19 protein-coding genes are annotated in these 15,232 nt (G+C 41.8%); 1 reads left to right on the top strand and 18 read right to left on the bottom strand.

All coding sequences use genetic code 11. The annotated features are described in order from the left end of the window. Positions 1-41 precede the first annotated feature (41 nt). The 12 genes from BLS14_RS20775 to BLS14_RS20835 all read right to left on the bottom strand — a co-directional run bounded on the left by BLS14_RS20775 (position 42) and on the right by BLS14_RS20835 (position 9,804). Positions 42-593: a hypothetical protein gene (locus tag BLS14_RS20775; RefSeq protein ID WP_090953725.1), complete on the bottom strand. Its 552-nt coding sequence runs from the start codon at positions 591-593 to the stop codon at positions 42-44. 553 nt (positions 594-1,146) lie between these two features. Then, positions 1,147-1,500: a hypothetical protein gene (locus tag BLS14_RS20780; RefSeq protein WP_090953727.1), complete on the bottom strand. Its 354-nt coding sequence runs from the start codon at positions 1,498-1,500 to the stop codon at positions 1,147-1,149. 50 nt (positions 1,501-1,550) lie between these two features. Then, positions 1,551-2,414, bottom strand: coding sequence for an aminoglycoside phosphotransferase family protein (locus BLS14_RS20785; RefSeq protein WP_256336618.1), 864 nt, complete (start codon positions 2,412-2,414; stop codon positions 1,551-1,553). 58 nt (positions 2,415-2,472) lie between these two features. Continuing rightward, a complete protein-coding gene (locus BLS14_RS20790; RefSeq protein ID WP_064635944.1) occupies positions 2,473-2,901 on the bottom strand; it encodes a GNAT family N-acetyltransferase in 429 nt (142 codons plus the stop codon). An 18-nt stretch (positions 2,902-2,919) separates the two neighbouring features. Next, the gene (locus BLS14_RS20795) at positions 2,920-3,402 is read right to left on the bottom strand and encodes a DinB family protein (RefSeq protein WP_090953729.1); all 483 of its coding nucleotides are present in this window, start codon (positions 3,400-3,402) and stop codon (positions 2,920-2,922) included. 454 nt (positions 3,403-3,856) lie between these two features. Next, a complete protein-coding gene (locus BLS14_RS20800; RefSeq protein WP_063565500.1) occupies positions 3,857-4,240 on the bottom strand; it encodes a nuclear transport factor 2 family protein in 384 nt (127 codons plus the stop codon). 291 nt (positions 4,241-4,531) lie between these two features. Beyond that, positions 4,532-4,999 (bottom strand): hypothetical protein, encoded by a 468-nt coding sequence (locus BLS14_RS20805; RefSeq protein ID WP_090953731.1) that lies wholly within the window; start codon positions 4,997-4,999, stop codon positions 4,532-4,534. Positions 5,000-5,622: 623 nt separating this feature from the next. Then, positions 5,623-6,150 (bottom strand): cysteine hydrolase family protein, encoded by a 528-nt coding sequence (locus BLS14_RS20815; RefSeq protein ID WP_090809582.1) that lies wholly within the window; start codon positions 6,148-6,150, stop codon positions 5,623-5,625. Positions 6,151-6,190: 40 nt separating this feature from the next. Beyond that, positions 6,191-6,619, bottom strand: coding sequence for a hypothetical protein (locus BLS14_RS20820; RefSeq protein WP_090953732.1), 429 nt, complete (start codon positions 6,617-6,619; stop codon positions 6,191-6,193). Between the two features lie 41 nt (positions 6,620-6,660). Continuing rightward, entirely contained in the window at positions 6,661-7,206 is a 546-nt protein-coding gene (locus BLS14_RS20825) for a GrpB family protein (RefSeq protein WP_090953734.1), read from the bottom strand. 48 nt (positions 7,207-7,254) lie between these two features. Further along, complete coding sequence (locus tag BLS14_RS20830; RefSeq protein WP_090953736.1) at positions 7,255-8,118, bottom strand: GNAT family N-acetyltransferase; 864 nt, start codon at positions 8,116-8,118, stop codon at positions 7,255-7,257. 195 nt (positions 8,119-8,313) lie between these two features. Then, positions 8,314-9,804, bottom strand: a complete 1,491-nt coding sequence (locus tag BLS14_RS20835) for a glycoside hydrolase family 43 protein (protein ID WP_090953739.1) — start codon at positions 9,802-9,804, stop codon at positions 8,314-8,316. 177 nt (positions 9,805-9,981) lie between these two features. Between BLS14_RS20835 and BLS14_RS20840 the strand changes: the two genes are divergently transcribed. Further along, entirely contained in the window at positions 9,982-10,884 is a 903-nt protein-coding gene (locus BLS14_RS20840) for an ArsR/SmtB family transcription factor (RefSeq protein WP_063565274.1), read from the top strand. Here the strand turns inward: BLS14_RS20840 and BLS14_RS20845 are convergent. From BLS14_RS20845 to BLS14_RS20870, 6 genes are all read right to left on the bottom strand, one after another. Continuing rightward, the gene (locus tag BLS14_RS20845; RefSeq protein WP_090953741.1) at positions 10,881-11,354 is read right to left on the bottom strand and encodes an NUDIX hydrolase; all 474 of its coding nucleotides are present in this window, start codon (positions 11,352-11,354) and stop codon (positions 10,881-10,883) included. The two genes, BLS14_RS20840 and BLS14_RS20845, sit on opposite strands and share 4 nt — an antisense overlap. 130 nt (positions 11,355-11,484) lie before the next feature. Beyond that, positions 11,485-11,871: a GNAT family N-acetyltransferase gene (locus BLS14_RS20850; RefSeq protein ID WP_256336619.1), complete on the bottom strand. Its 387-nt coding sequence runs from the start codon at positions 11,869-11,871 to the stop codon at positions 11,485-11,487. Between the two features lie 64 nt (positions 11,872-11,935). Beyond that, positions 11,936-12,346, bottom strand: a complete 411-nt coding sequence (locus BLS14_RS20855) for a DUF6157 family protein (RefSeq protein ID WP_090953743.1) — start codon at positions 12,344-12,346, stop codon at positions 11,936-11,938. 65 nt (positions 12,347-12,411) lie between these two features. Continuing rightward, a complete protein-coding gene (locus tag BLS14_RS20860; RefSeq protein WP_176854655.1) occupies positions 12,412-12,840 on the bottom strand; it encodes a GNAT family N-acetyltransferase in 429 nt (142 codons plus the stop codon). Positions 12,841-13,019: 179 nt separating this feature from the next. After that, positions 13,020-14,246, bottom strand: coding sequence for an amidohydrolase (locus tag BLS14_RS20865; RefSeq protein WP_090953747.1), 1,227 nt, complete (start codon positions 14,244-14,246; stop codon positions 13,020-13,022). A gap of 123 nt (positions 14,247-14,369) precedes the next feature. Beyond that, the gene (locus tag BLS14_RS20870) at positions 14,370-15,137 is read right to left on the bottom strand and encodes a DUF1361 domain-containing protein (RefSeq protein ID WP_083584780.1); all 768 of its coding nucleotides are present in this window, start codon (positions 15,135-15,137) and stop codon (positions 14,370-14,372) included. Between the last annotated feature and the right edge of the window lie 95 nt (positions 15,138-15,232).

A 15,232-nucleotide genomic window follows, 5' to 3' on the forward strand; every position in this document is an offset into this window, starting at 1 on the left:
ATGCCTGTTTATGTTTATGTTTATGTTTATGATTTTGTTTCTCATTTTAATGTATAGCCCCCGAGATAGGTTTCCATCAGTTCATTAGAGAGCTGAATAGCTTCGGAACGATTCGTTGCAGGCATCGAGAGCATAAGCCCATCTTCGGCGCTCCAGCTTTTACTGTTCTGCTCTTCGTTCGAATCCTCCTCGGAAATGGCGATGGTGAGTTTGCTGAATGCACGATCAACAAATAGTGTTCCGTATAAGAAGATATCCGTTTTCCCATTTTCAAAAATGATGTACTCCATCGATCCGTATCCTTTATGAAAACGAATTTTGAGCATCTTTTGATCTTCGGGTACAGGGAAAGGCTCACCTTCAATATCAATGGTTCCTTTGAATATGTAATCACCCGAGGTCGTTAGATAACGCTTGCCATCCATCTTGATATGAACCGTTTGCTCTGGCTCCCTGTTGTCTTCTCCCCCCAGCCGATACTTTACACCCACACCATCAAGATGGATCGTTCTGGGCAGTAACAGAAGAACCACACTGATCACAATCATCAATACCCAGATGGCAAGCACGATCGAAATGATTTTTTTCCTCATAGTCCATCTCCTCAACTCATCGGTCTACAACTTATGAAGATATACTGTCTCTTCCTGATCTTCATTCCCTTGAATATGGACAAGGATGGGAAAATCTTCATTCTCCCCTCCTAATCAAAGATGGCATATGAATTAATTACAAATTATAACATATAAACTACTCGCATAACGGTTCAAAGCAATTCGCTTACTTTCATTAAGGCACGGAATCAGGCCTATGCTTACAAATGACTTAAAACGCATAGCTGAAATTGGCACACAACTTTGCATACAACAAAAAAACCGGTCACCTCGTGACCGGTTTAATCAGCTCCTCGGGGAGCATTTGCAAATATGAGCGAATGACAAGGAGCCCATGATTGCTCTCCTTAATGTTACTCCAGAACGGCTTCTTTGGCTGAGCTGCTGATCGAATACAAAGGCCAGCTTTTGCTTCCACGCAAAAACAAAAACACCTCCGTATTCCGTCGATGATTGCAGCAGAGCAATATGCCTTGGAAGGTGCTTTGTGATAACGATATAGAATGGTTAATATATAATGGCGTGCAAAGGGTTACAACTTGTCCACCTGTAATATTGTTACCGGCTTCACCGTACAAGCTGGACTAATCTGCTCCTCAGTGAGTATGTTCAGCTTGATCAGGCTTTTCAGCTTATGACTGTCCACCTTGGACAGCAGTCGCCAGATGTCCGGATCGGGAAGGGACGCGTACAGCTTCTGATCATTATATTCCTTGCGGTGCTGAAGCACCGTTTTCACAGCGTATCCGCCAACTTGCGTCTCATAGACACCCTGCTCCTCACAATACCCGACAATCTCATCTCGTAACACAGATAGACGTTGTTCAATTTCTTTTTGCTGCTGTTTCAGTTCAAAATAGGTTTGCACCTTCTGTTCCATACCCATCACGCTCCTCTATACCATAGGTATGCAGTGAAGGATAGTTTAGGACACTACTACAGCAGTTCATCATTTAAATATGAATTATTGCCAATAATCTTTTTAATCCGCTGCATCACACCCGGCCCCAGAGGAACATTAGACACTCGCTTTAATAGAATCCAGCGCAAACAAGCCATCGCTTCAAAAATCTCCGCATCGTCTGGTGTGTATTCCGTCAGACTCTTGAATAGAGCACTGTACATCTTACCGTTTCGTTCCCCCGTATAGATCGTCATCAAAAAAATGGACCACGCCATATCGTATCTGGGATCACCACGCTGACCATTTGTCCAATCGATGATCGCATATTGATCACCTGCCTCCAGAACATTTCCCAAGTTATAATCACCATGGATCAAATGATCTTGCCTCAACTCAGTCCGTTGAAGAAGGGTCGTCAGAATCTGATGCATATCCTCATGCAGTTCAATGGAGGGAAAAAAATATCCAACGAAATCATATTGTGGTATGTAATTTGCAGCCGCGTTACCTGTATCCTTTACATCATAACCATGGACTTGAATTAACTTTTGAGCCAATTGCTCCAGCTTGGTTTTGCTTAACTTGGCTATAGGCTCCCCGTCATAACTCGTTAACAGGACTTGATTAGAATCCACATCCATGCCCCAACCATACGGTTGGGAGACTTGTATTCCACTCTCATATAGTTCAGATAATAGCTCATACTGGTTGCGAATATTGGGTTTGGAGTCCTTGTTCCATATCTTTAACACATAATTGTGATCTGTACATTCTATCTTCACAACGTCTGCTTCCAAGCCTGGTGAGAGGGGAAGCATTTTGTATGGTTTTTCAAGCAGGCAGCGAATTTCTTCGCTCAACTCGACCCAGCGGATACTTTCCAGCGTTATACTCATATTTCCCTACCCTTCTCTGTGAAATTAGAAATAACGGCATTCGATACTCCATAGATCTTTATAATGATTTATCAAAAACCTTCTGCCACTTCTTCTCATTATATCCGATGGCAATATAGAACCGATGCGCCGCTTCCCTTTTACCGCTTGATCGCACGCGAATCTTGTTAAACCCGTTCATCCGTGCCCACTTCTCACATTCGCTCATGATCTTTTTACCAATTCCCGCACCTCTATGATGCTCATCGACAACCAAGCCACCAATTTCAGCAAAAGGTACACTTTCGATAGAATATCTTCCCTGTACGTGCCCCCAACCCACAACAAGGGAATCGATCTCAGCTACGCAAACATAATGATCAGTCATTGAGCCTAGTCGATTCAACCTTTCGATGATCTCTTCTGTTGTACTGGTGTAACCCAGTTGATGGGATAATTGGCTAATCCCCTCTCCATCCCCAATTCTAGCTTCTCTGCAATGAATCATAGTGTCTCCTTTTCTAATCTAGTTATCAGGTGTAATAAATCCTTTACCAATGAAATTGGCAGACACAGGCTTCTTGTCCAGTTCTCTGGACCATACCGATAACTGCCCCATATGGTGAATCTCATGAGCAATCACGTGTCGCATCACTTCTCCCCACGATTCCTTGGCGACGGTGCTATCCAATTCGGGATCAATGCAAGGTCTCTTTTCCATGCTGGGGTCCCAGGATAGAACAAATGCCTCCACATCAGGTCGCAGCTTGCGGTCGAATTGTCGTACGGCTTCCAGTGTTTTATAATTATCAAAATTCTCCATACCATCCGGTTTGCCCTGCAATACTTGGAGCCAGCTCCACTCTACATCGATGATATGAAAAAACGTTTGCAAAATATTGCCTACTCCCCCCGTCCGAGGTCGAAGCAGCTCTTCCAGCGGTACATCCTCACACCACTGAAACCATTGCTCACGCACGATCCAGTTATAACGAAAGAAAGATTCCATTTAGCTATTCTCCTTTTCTATATAATTGAACTAAAAAATATTTACACTTGCCACTCCGATGACAGAACAACCTTCCGATCGCTGTTATCCCCAGATTTTTTGGAATCCCTTTTTCAAAGGGGAAAATCCGGGGATAAAGGCGAACGCTCCGCTTCTTCAGGTTATTTCTGCCCTCTACGTTCTCGTGTAAATGTTTAGTTCAATTTATATATCATGCTTTTTAAGTATTTTGATCAGTTCCATATTGGCAAAAGTTTTGTCCGAATGTTCAAGGTGTTTTCCAAAATCCAATGTCATGCTTCCAAAAACTTTTAGAAACTTATGCATCCATTACGTAATCACAGCGCTGATCGGGGTTCCTAAACGGGTAAATCATTACGCTTACTTATCTGCCGGCTGCTCCATACTCATTTGAACTGACGTTACCCGTTAGCTTAAAAAACGTGTAGTGTATTCAACTGTAATCTTCAATTAAAGAAATTTTTCCTTCCTTAATCTCGAATGTTGTCTTTCCTTTTAATTGCAGCTTATCCCCACTCTTTAATCCATTAGGAAAATCTACGGCAAGAATACCTTCATAATCGATTCCTACCTCTACTTTGTCATTTATAACACTGTAATCGGTAATTGTCTGGCGACGGCTAGAGAACATCGTTGACGACTGTTCTGCCAACTCCCTAAATGCTTGTATTCCTCTGGTCTCCGTTGTAGTTTCTCCATTGGAAATATTACTGAATATTATGTCATTATGTAAGAGTTCGACCATTCTTTCAATTTCAAATGAATTGTATGCTTCAAGATAATTTTCAATTATGCCCCTTATTTCTTTACTAACCATAACCATACTCCTCTCCTTTACATAAAAGAGATGATACCCTTGTTTACCCGAGCAATTTATTCTCAATGTAATATTACCATATATTTCAACTATCCTGCCCCATAACTTAAAGAGGCATCATCACTCTAATATAATTTTACATTTCTCTATCGTCCCTAAAGGTATACAAAAAAAGGATCGTCAGCATATCTGCAACGATCCTTTTTTGACAGCCTGCTAGTTGAAAACAACATCTGACGCCGGTAAATACCGAATTCAGTTTGCAGCCTAAGATTTCTATTTTATTTCGTATTAAAGCTCTTCCTTCGTATTTGCAAGTTTAACAGAAAGCAATCCTGACATGTTGCCACTGTTTTTAGTGCTGATGCTAACCCAGTGGGTACCTGTTGCCCATGGTTTTGTTCCATATTCAGACCAAGTTACACCAGGAGCTACAGATAATAACATTTTTTGAGTACCAGACAGAGTACTTTGAGTAACTCGGACAGTTAGGGTTTCCTTAGATGTATTTTGAACCCAAACTTTGACCCATCCATAATTTGCTTGGATATTAAAACTCTTCGTGTAGCTACTTCCGGAAATCTGTGAATTCACAATCTCATTATCAACTGCCATTGGGGTAATGATTCCTTCGCCTTGTGCAGATGCAGTAGTTGCTGATGAGTCCCCTACATTATTTGTTGGTGCTGCAGATGCAAGCGTGACAGCTGCTACCAAGGATAATGCCGACAAACCTACGAACAAAGTGCTTTTCTTCATAATTAAAAATCCCTCTTATTTAAAAATATACATAAAAATAGCTTTGCAAATTTACCATAAGTTACATGTATATACAATAAGAAAATAATTACAATTTCAAAATTTTATGGGCGGCCAGCTCAAAACGTGGACATGAAGCTTAATGGGATATTATTAGTCTAATATAATTCCCCTGTTCTCTACCGTCCGCAAAGGTATACAAAAAGGATCGTCAGCATTTCTGCAACGATCCCTACTTTCATTCCGCTAGCTGGCTGTATACCTCAATTATCATAAGCCTTCTATCATAACCCATGATATGGAAAAAAAAGAGCCGCGATCGTCGCAGCTCCCTACTCTTTTGGCTTCGTCATTCTCTTCTTTACATAGAGTAAAACATGAATTCCAGCGTATATAAACAGGACATTAAACAGATAAAGAAGAGCATTCACATAAACATTGGAAAGGAACCAGATCGTATCATCAGGTTTCTTATAATGATAATCAGTAAAAAACCGCAATGGAAAACCATACTCTGTTCGTAAAGTCCCCTCCGTGTAGGCTGTTCCTGGAATAAAGATCAAACCTAATACAGCAAGCCAAGCCGAAAGATTAAATATTCTTTTATTAAACGTCAATTCATCTCATCCATTCATTACATTTTCGGTATCCACCACATTCGCAAACATACCCAGAACCGAATTGTGATGTTCTATAATTTGCTCAGCTTGAAGAATGTTGGAATTCCATGTGCTGTGAGCATCACGAACCAAGGTTAGTGCATAGCCAAGGCTACTTGCTCTGCGACAAGTCGTATCCACGCATATTTCCGTCTGCATGCCAGTCAGAATAAGATCCTTCACTTCGTTTTCTTGTAATTTCATGTTCAGATCTGTTTCGTGAAACGAATCCGGTGTAAGCTTTTCAATAATAAGGTCACCAGTGATCGGCGCAATGGACGGATGAATCGCCCAACCTGCCGTTCCACGCTCAAGGGGACTGCCTGCTCCTTCACTATGCTGAATGTAGATAACGGAGTGACCTTTTTCCCGAGCCTTGGAAATGACGTGTTGTATTTTCTGAAGCAATACGTCCCCCTGATATACGGGATCTGATTCATCGAACATAGCTACCTGAACATCGATAACAAGAAGTGCACAGTGGGTTGGCATCTTATATTCCTCCTGAAAAATAATATTAAATCAGCAATTGTTATGACTCCTTCTTCCGTTTTCGCACCGTTAACAAACCTTCCAATCCCACATCGATCAACACAAATAGTATAGCAGCTAGAACGCCAAATAAAGTCAAAACTAACGACTCTTTAAAATTTAAAATTTCTTCTCCAGCGCTCATGAGTAAATAATAGATATACATACCTAAGACTCCAGCACATGCGTAACCCAGTATTCTCAGACTTAGATACAAGGCATGATTAACGAACTGAATTCTGCTCAACAGATAGTCCAGCAATAAAGATAACGGTAGCCCGATCAATGTGATCAGGGGAGTCGCATATACAAGATAAACAAGAATATAGAAATCAAAGCTGTAGGATTCATTCATGGATATGATACTTGCAATTAAAGTAAAACTAATGATGGTTAGAACGGTCGTCAGGAGCTTTCTTCCAATGTTCATATCACCACTCCCATAAGGTTATCCATATACAATGAATGTTCCTATGCGTCAGATTCTCCCGGCTGCCACCCGATTTCTTGGGACCATAGATGAGCTTTCTCTAATATGCTCCACACCATCGGTCCTTTGCCTTCCACGTATTTTGGACGCTGGTCCTTGTATAATGCCATAAGCCGATGCTTCTCTTCTGCATACTTCAATCGATCCTCTGGATGTTGCCTCAAATAATCTCTAAAAAGCAAGTTCATCTGCTCAGAGAAACTCCCTGCTTGTCTTACATGTACATGTGTTCTCCTGCTTCCGGGCACTTCACGAAAATATCGCTTGGTTTTATCGGGATTTTCTTCTCTAAATACGAAGCCGGCCGCTTCGATTTCCTGTTTGTAGTTAGGTAATTCTTCGTAATTGGATACGGAAATTTGTATATCTATGATCGGTTTGGCGTCCATTCCGACGATGGAAGTTGATCCGACATGGTCAATCCGCACAGACTTTTCACCCAACGCCTCTCTTAATCTCATCCCGGTTTCGAGAAACATTTGCCTCCAGGTAGCATCATACGTTGCAATTCTCCATTGATCTTCCATGTAGTCCTCCCTTCGATTTCATTAAGTATAGTTTCTATCATCATTTCTCTACACGACTCTATAAACCAAGTGAGATGTTTCCTCTCCTGAAAGAAAACCTAATCTGGTATATAAATAGTCAGCCTTATTTCCTAATGTAACGAACAAACGAATGCTTGGAGAGAAACCTTCCAGATGAGAAATCGCCTTGGATAACATATATCTTCCCAAACCCTGATTACTATAGCACGGCTTAACTGCTATATCATACACAAGAGGTATATCCTCCCACATCGAAATCAAACAAAATCCAACAACCTCGTTTGTCTTTTTATCTACTAAAACCGATGATGCATTCAATAGCTCATCCTGACGGTTATGTTCAAAATAATAACTCACGTCATCCCGATATGTATCCAGATTTCCCTCATCCATTCCTCCACGATATGATTCGTTCATGACTTGAACAATGCTTGGCAAATGCTCCAATTTGGGTTTAATAGAAATAAAATCAGTATGCAGGTCATTTTCATTCTTCTCCGTAGGTCTAATCATACATTTTCTTGTGTTTAACACTTCGAAACCAGCCGACTTCAACACATCAATATGTTCAGCCAGAACATTGTATGCATCTACCTTTGACTGACCCCCTGAATTTTGAATGGCATAATTCTTTAAGAAATGAACCATATCTACAGTCAACGTGGATGGAGGGATCATAAAGAAAGAACCAAGTTCATTACTTGTCAAAGAAATCCCTCCCACTCGTTGATTATCTTGATAGATCCAATAACAATCACTTGCGTCTAACATCATTTCTTGAAGGGATGCCCAGCTCGGTCTAAACCAGATATTCTTTCTATACGTCGCAAAATACTTGGCATAGCTAGTTTGATTCGCTGCTACTAACGAATATGAAGTCTTATCACTCATTGCCTTCTCCCTCTCTACTACAACTTACTTCTTGGTGGTTATCCAAATATGTTGTTATCTATATTTGATTCTCAGCATACAACTCATTCTTTGCTACGGCTATATAATACATAAACAAGTGCTACTACACTTTTGTTTGAGAAAACACAAGAATTCAAAAAAAAGAGAAGGAACAAAAGTCCCTCCCTTACCTTTTCAGATATAATCACACTTAAATTTAGAAAACTCAGCTACAGAACCTTCTCCGCTCGCGTATAGACCAATGAGCACCCCTGTAAATCCCCCGGCAACTTCTGAAGAAAGGTATTTCGTCTGTGCTGTACCTAAGAGGATATCCTTGCCATCTGCATGAATTAGGAAGCTGTAACGTTCATGGCTTGCCTGTATAACCAATGTGGCATGATGATCACTTCCCAGTTCAACTTCATTTTCGACTGATTTGATATCCCCAATATTCAGACGCTCAATCACCTTATACCCGCTCTGCTCTTTGCGAATGGCCAAGTCATAATGGTGCTGTTCATCCATATAGATGGTGATGCCTGCCTCGCCATTCGTAAGACTAACGTCAACAGAGATGGTCGCATCAAAGTCTTTTTGGCGTAGGCCAATGAATGTCGGGGATGCTGGAACATCCAGTGTCACTTCGGTTCCTTTTAACTTTAAGTTGCTTTGCTCTAACAAATAATTTTCTGTATTGGGATGACGAAGATAACACCAGTCCAGATTCCAATCCGTGTTCTCGAACGTATAGCTTTTCTTCTCTTGTTGAATGACTATGTCGGAAATACGATCAGTGTCAAAACTCATAAGCGTCGTACCTTCATGCCCTGCCGTAAACCAGCCTTCCTCATCAAAGTTAACTGGCGTAAGGAATACTTCTCGGCCCAGATGATGATAGGTAAGCCACTGCCCACTCTGACGGAATCCCAAATGGAAGATCCACCAATTCCCTTCCTGGTCCTGGATCAGGTCACCATGGCCAACCCCTTGTAGTTCGTAACCGCCCAGATTACGGTTGGTCAGAACAGGATTCTTGGCATAGGGTTCGAAAGGACCCGAAGGAGAATCTCCCCGCGCATACGTGACCATATGACCGTATTCGGTTCCGCCCTCAGATGCCATGAGGTAATAGTATCCATTGATTTTATACAAATGTGGGCTTTCCAGATAACGTCCGCCTGATCCTTGCCATATTGAACGGCTTGGAGTCTTTTTGCGACCTGTTTCAATGTCAATTTCACACTGAATGATTCCCCCAATCCCTTCATCATCGGTCCCGTTGCTCATAAAGAAAGCCTTACCATCTTCAAAATACAAATCCGGATCGATTCCCCCTTGATCCACAATAATCGGTTCTGACCACTCCCCGTATATATCGTCAGTCCATATGTAGAAATTCTGACGCGTCGTGTCGTTCGTCGTGGTCATAAAGAATCGCCCATTGTTGTATCGAATTGTAGGGGCGAATACACCTCCAGAGCTGCCCACCGTCTCCAGACGAATCTGGCTTTTTCGAGTTAAACAATGACCGATTTGGGTCCAATTCAATAAATCTTTGCTTTCAAAAAGCGGGACACCCGGAAAATACTGAAAAGAACTGCACACCAGATAATAAGTGTCATCCACCTTGCAGATGCTCGGATCAGGATAGAATCCTTTAATAACCGGATTATTGTATTTCATTTGAGCCACCTCTTTTTCTATAATTCATATATTTAAGAATCCAACTTCATAAGTAGATAAAAAAATTAAACACTATCGCAAACATACTTTCAATGCATTAGAGTTGAAGAGTCCAGTTAAATTCATTAAATTAATATATATATGATTTCAATAGATCTGGTTAGGAGATTGTTAAAGATGATCAAAGCGAACGGAGATCCAAAATTCATACCATTATACGAAGCGCTGGCAAGCGAGGTTAGATGGAGGATCATGGATTTGATTGCAGATAGCGAAATGAATGTCAAGGATATTGCGGCTGCGTTAGAACTTAGCCCCTCCATCGTCACGATGCACATACGAAAGCTTGAGCAAGCCGGACTGATTGATAGCCGTAGGATACGCCTGAATGGAGGCACGCACAAATTGTGTTTCCTCAAACAAAATAACATTGAGATCGAACTACCATCCCCCAGCCGGACAGCAAGAATTAGAGAGCAGACAATTTCAGTGGGGCACTATACTGCATTTGAAATCCATCCTACCTGTGGACTTGGAACACACGAGAAAGAAATTGGTGTTTGGGACGACCCACGCTACTTTCTTGATCCTGAGCGGGTTCACGCTGCCATCCTTTGGTTTGGAAGAGGTTATGTCGAATACAAAACGCCTAACTATATGCTTCCCGATCAGACTGCTAACGCCATTGAAATTTCAGTGGAACTGGCTTCTGAAGCCCCGGGTTTAAGAGATCATTGGCCATCGGATATCCGATTTACGTTTAACGGCATTTCGCTTGGAACGTGGACAAGCCCCGCTGACTTCGGAAGAGCTGCCCGAGGCAAATATACACCAACATGGTGGCATCGCAATGTGAATCAATATGGATTATTAAAGACGATTCGTGTTGATGACTCGGGTACGTATATGGATGGAGAGCGGATGTCGGACGTGACGATCGAGGATATCAAACTGGAGCAGCCATTCTGGACGCTTCGTTTCACAGTTGACGAGGAGGGGGCTAACGTCGGGGGATTAACACTTTATGGTTCCGGGTTCGGCAATCATGACCAGGATATTGTCATACGCGTACAACGCTAATCTTTCTTTATGTAGTAACGAATAATCCCGTTCTTCTCTTCAAACGTATTCCTTTGAATGAACGGTCCATCAGGAACTAGCTTTACATCATCCATTGTTGTTGAAAAATAAGTGATTGGTTTCCAACATGCTTTATAGGGGATAGAGCCTTCTAATCCAACAAATTCTTCCTGATTGTATTGAGATTTATCTATAAATGATGCTTCATAGATAAAATCAATTTCATGACCTAATTCATCTTCTACTCCAAAAATATTTTCAATAACGGAAATTAATCGGGGCTCTTCGATCTCTTGATCCAACTCTTCCTTGAGCTCCCTGATCAGAGTTTTCTTACTGTTCTCACCAAACTCTATCGTTCCACCAATAGGTCTGTAGAAAGTAGTTGAAATATCCGGGAAGTTAATTTCCTGAACCAAAATGCGATCTTCTTTCCTCAAAATAGCTAGTGAGACAGAACGAATTTTCATTTTTTCTCCTTGACCTATGTTTGTTTTTATTCCTTTGTACTAAATGTCTGAATATACTTTCTGGTATCATCTCTGAATGTTTCCGTATAATGATCGTTTGTAAAATCTTTTAACACCTTTCGCCAAAACGCTATTGCAGGAGTGTTACTCTCCATCTGAGCAAGTGCCCAATTGGCTTTGTATAACTCAATGTCTGCATCGCAGCAGCATATCCAACTCCACTTCTTCTAAACTTCTTCAGGATCATAAAATCATAGATTACATGTGTAGGATCTGGATCGGTATCTAAATTTTCAAGAAGCACAATAACAAAACCTGCTATAGTGCCAGAAATCGTAATGAAATATGGCCTCCACCTGTTATCCCCTTCCCAAATGAAGTCAATATTCACATCGTATTTACCTTCTTGATTGATATCCTCGCTTGTATATTCGCTGAAATCATAATGGTACAGTTGATACAGATTCGATAACATACTTTTCTCTGCCAATGTTACTGGAGTGAGGTCTACTATCATACTGCCTCCCTATAGTTCTCTTTTAAATTCTGTCTGCTTAGCATTGGTGCTCCAACAAATAGAGCTATTGACGGCTCGAACGCATCGCCTTTACATGTTTTAAACTACTATCGTTTAAGAACTCTTTATATGCTTCGGATTCAACGGCGTAGATCGCCACTTTTCCTTGTGAATTATGATGAATACCCCAACCGTAACGCTTACCCAACGAAGAAGTACGAAGACAGGGTTGTCCCTTAGAGAAAAACTTGGTTCTCTCTATGGATCTTTGTTCGTCGGGTATATGATTGCGCTGCGCGAACACTTCAAACATGACATCCTCTTGCGTATATTGATAAGGGTGGTTTGTAATCATTTCATATTGTATAACTGGAACGGTTTTGACGCCGTTTTTGGCTTTGGGGATCTCTGCCACTTTAACAGGGCAATCTTCTGCTACTGTAATAAAAGTTTCATAGTAGTTCATGTCTTTCATCTATATATCCTCCCATCAATTCAGAAAATTAAAGGATACAAATATACGATCAAGCTTGAGCTGTTTTATAAATATTTCTTAAAAGCCTTGCTGGATTCCCCATCGTACCCTAACTTCGTGTAGAAGCCGTGTGCTTCGTACCTGGATGAACCGCTGGTGAGAAACACTTTTATACAATTTTTCTGTATGCAAACATCCTCTATATACTTCATAAGTTCAGATCCATATCCCTTGCTCTGCACATGTTCCGTAATGATAACCCGCTCAACCACGCCAAACGGTCTATTTTCCACCAAAGCATCCAGACAAATATGTAAATGCGCAGTCCCAATAACCTGATCACCGACTTCGTAAACAAATAAGAAACTGTTGGGATTATCCCTTACTTCTTCTATCCGCTCTGCCAGTACCTTCGTATTCAGGTTGTTCGGTAATAATTCTTTGTACAACCTTTCAATAACCTCGACATCCCTTGCTTCGGCCTCTCTGATCATCAGGTTCCACTCCTCAACTTAAATAGTAAATTAAATGATAACTACGTCCATAATAACCCAAAAAGCGGTATATGCGAACAGTAACTTCCTCTTTTTCCACCTGCTGATTAGCGGTTCTTTCCTTACAGGTCCAGAACAAAAAACCACGGTTTCCCGTGGTCCATCCATTCCAGTATGCTCTATTCTACCGATCCACTTACCAGTCTTCCTTCAAACCATACCGCTTGTCGCGCAGACCTTCTGGCAACCGCCTCTGCCGAGCAACTTGCTTCTACCAGTACAAAACTAGCTGTATCCCCTACCTTCGGCCATACCTGTTGTCCCTCTGAATCCAGTGGAGTGATACCACTTGTGACAAATGCAAGAGACTGAGCCAAGGAGCGTTCATCGTTATACCCGTACAATTCGGCAAAACGGCCGGCTTTCTCCAGTTGATCTCCATTCCCAAATGGAGACCAATGATCCGTCAAACTGTCTGTCGCCAGCTTCACGTTCACTCCATGTTTATGGAGCATCGGAAGTGGCATCATCATTTTACCGATAGGCACGGTCGAAGCAACACTCATACCAAGGGAGGCCATTCGCTTCGCCATATCTTCCGTTTCTTGCTGCTCCGCACGGGCGAACCAGAACGCATGACTTACGGTAACTTTACCCTGAAGTCCTGCTTCTTCGGTCAGATCAGCCAATTGCAGCAACGTTTGTTTACCCGGTTCTCCAGAATCATGCAAATGAATATCGATGCCTGCCTGATATTGAACAGCCAGTTCGACCATTGCGTTAAGCGATTTCTCGATATGCTCGTCCACGGTGTGAGGATCCAGTCCACCTACATGAGTGGCCCCTTCTGCCATGGCTTGACGCATGAGCTCAACCGAATTAGAGCGGAGAAGTCCATGCTGCGGGAAAGCGACGATTTCAGAGGATATTTTGCCCGAAAATGTCTCCAATGCCTGCTTTGTCGCTTCCAGCCGTTTCAACCCGCTGACCGGTTCAATATTGCAATGACTGCGCACATGGGTAGACCCATATCCCTGAATCAGGCTCAGAATGCTCTCCGCCTGACGCTTCGCATCGGGTAATAGCTTGGGCAGCAACACTTTCTCTTCTTCGATACGTTCGAAAATGCTGGAGATGCGTCGAACCGCTTTCCATGGTGCATCATAATACGTTTTATCCAAATGAATATGGGCTTCCTCGAACGAAGGCAACAGCAGTAATCCTTTACCATCTACTTTTGGCAACTCGCTTGTTAATTCCGTATCCCCATCCACGATGGCTGAAATGACTCCATCTTCAATCCGCAGATGACCAAGGCTCGTCCGGGTGCCAGTTACCTGCCCGTCTTCCATTACATAACTTTGCTCCAATGATACGTTGGTTAACCAGTATTCCTGCTTCAACATAGTCACTCCCTCTTTCCACTCGGTCTATCGAGCATCGAGTACCGATTCATCTGTGGTCAATGGTACCATAGGACCTCATTCAGCAAAAATAGTTAAAACGTTGGTGTTCCATACGATTATCGTCTAGATATTATTGGACTTCCCCATTAGTATACGAAGTGTAATATATCCCAAAACTTGAATCACAAATACCATAGCCACAAATTCAACCAAAATGCTGTTGCCCGCACTTAAATCAGTCATGATATCCTTCAAAATGAGGTCAGGCTGCTTCAGGACATCCCAACTATTCCACCGATTAAATCTCCCGATGTATACCCCTAAACTGCTCAGAAGTAAAATAACGCCTACAATTACCATGCTACTAAGTTGGTTTAATCGTTTATTTAACAATTTGTGGACTTGATGTATGGAGCAAATGGACAGAAGTAAACCAAGTATGGCTACGACAAACGCTAGGGTAAGGCTATACCAAAAATCAATATTAACCCAGAATTTAGTTTCCCCTTGAGGATCAAAGTATCTGAATGCATGCAAAATTTCTGTGAAAAGATATGCCGAATTCGGTAGAAAGAACAGCCAGCATGCACACATCACCCCGACTAGTGCGATGCTCGTTCTTGTAAGTTTCCTATTGCTTACATAACTAATCGTTGATGAAATGATGAATGGAACCCATGCCAAAAAAATGTCCCACGTTAAAAATTGATACATGTTCGTGTTTGTTTTGGTACGCAAGTAGTGAACAACAAGTAGACAACCTATGGTAGCAACGATCAACACAATACTCATTTTTAAATAAATTGTATTTTTATTATTGTTCATTTCTTCGCTTCGATTTCCCTTTCCTTGGTGGTATGCAAGTGCAGTCCTGATAACCTGATCATCCATTTCATAAACGAACTGTGACTCTGCCTTCCTAGTAATACACGTCCATCATAACCCAAAATGTGGTATATGCGAAAATAGCGGCGTGAACCCAGAAG

Source organism: Paenibacillus sp. OK060, assembly GCF_900101205.1.
Lineage (GTDB): Bacteria > Bacillota > Bacilli > Paenibacillales > Paenibacillaceae > Paenibacillus > Paenibacillus marchantiae.

Excerpts from the sequence above, each read along its gene's own strand:
- BLS14_RS20775 (WP_090953725.1), bottom strand. The coding sequence starts at position 593 with ATGAGGAAAAAAATCATTTCGATCGTGCTTGCCATCTGGGTATTGATG.
- BLS14_RS20780 (WP_090953727.1), bottom strand. The coding sequence starts at position 1,500 with ATGGGTATGGAACAGAAGGTGCAAACCTATTTTGAACTGAAACAGCAG.
- BLS14_RS20785 (WP_256336618.1), bottom strand. The coding sequence starts at position 2,414 with ATGAGTATAACGCTGGAAAGTATCCGCTGGGTCGAGTTGAGCGAAGAA.
- BLS14_RS20790 (WP_064635944.1), bottom strand. The coding sequence starts at position 2,901 with ATGATTCATTGCAGAGAAGCTAGAATTGGGGATGGAGAGGGGATTAGC.
- BLS14_RS20795 (WP_090953729.1), bottom strand. The coding sequence starts at position 3,402 with ATGGAATCTTTCTTTCGTTATAACTGGATCGTGCGTGAGCAATGGTTT.
- BLS14_RS20800 (WP_063565500.1), bottom strand. The coding sequence starts at position 4,240 with ATGGTTAGTAAAGAAATAAGGGGCATAATTGAAAATTATCTTGAAGCA.
- BLS14_RS20805 (WP_090953731.1), bottom strand. The coding sequence starts at position 4,999 with ATGAAGAAAAGCACTTTGTTCGTAGGTTTGTCGGCATTATCCTTGGTA.
- BLS14_RS20815 (WP_090809582.1), bottom strand. The coding sequence starts at position 6,150 with ATGCCAACCCACTGTGCACTTCTTGTTATCGATGTTCAGGTAGCTATG.
- BLS14_RS20820 (WP_090953732.1), bottom strand. The coding sequence starts at position 6,619 with ATGAACATTGGAAGAAAGCTCCTGACGACCGTTCTAACCATCATTAGT.
- BLS14_RS20825 (WP_090953734.1), bottom strand. The coding sequence starts at position 7,206 with ATGGAAGATCAATGGAGAATTGCAACGTATGATGCTACCTGGAGGCAA.
- BLS14_RS20830 (WP_090953736.1), bottom strand. The coding sequence starts at position 8,118 with ATGAGTGATAAGACTTCATATTCGTTAGTAGCAGCGAATCAAACTAGC.
- BLS14_RS20835 (WP_090953739.1), bottom strand. The coding sequence starts at position 9,804 with ATGAAATACAATAATCCGGTTATTAAAGGATTCTATCCTGATCCGAGC.
- BLS14_RS20840 (WP_063565274.1), top strand. The coding sequence starts at position 9,982 with ATGATCAAAGCGAACGGAGATCCAAAATTCATACCATTATACGAAGCG.
- BLS14_RS20845 (WP_090953741.1), bottom strand. The coding sequence starts at position 11,354 with ATGAAAATTCGTTCTGTCTCACTAGCTATTTTGAGGAAAGAAGATCGC.
- BLS14_RS20850 (WP_256336619.1), bottom strand. The coding sequence starts at position 11,871 with ATGATAGTAGACCTCACTCCAGTAACATTGGCAGAGAAAAGTATGTTA.
- BLS14_RS20855 (WP_090953743.1), bottom strand. The coding sequence starts at position 12,346 with ATGAAAGACATGAACTACTATGAAACTTTTATTACAGTAGCAGAAGAT.
- BLS14_RS20860 (WP_176854655.1), bottom strand. The coding sequence starts at position 12,840 with ATGATCAGAGAGGCCGAAGCAAGGGATGTCGAGGTTATTGAAAGGTTG.
- BLS14_RS20865 (WP_090953747.1), bottom strand. The coding sequence starts at position 14,246 with ATGTTGAAGCAGGAATACTGGTTAACCAACGTATCATTGGAGCAAAGT.
- BLS14_RS20870 (WP_083584780.1), bottom strand. The coding sequence starts at position 15,137 with ATGGATGATCAGGTTATCAGGACTGCACTTGCATACCACCAAGGAAAG.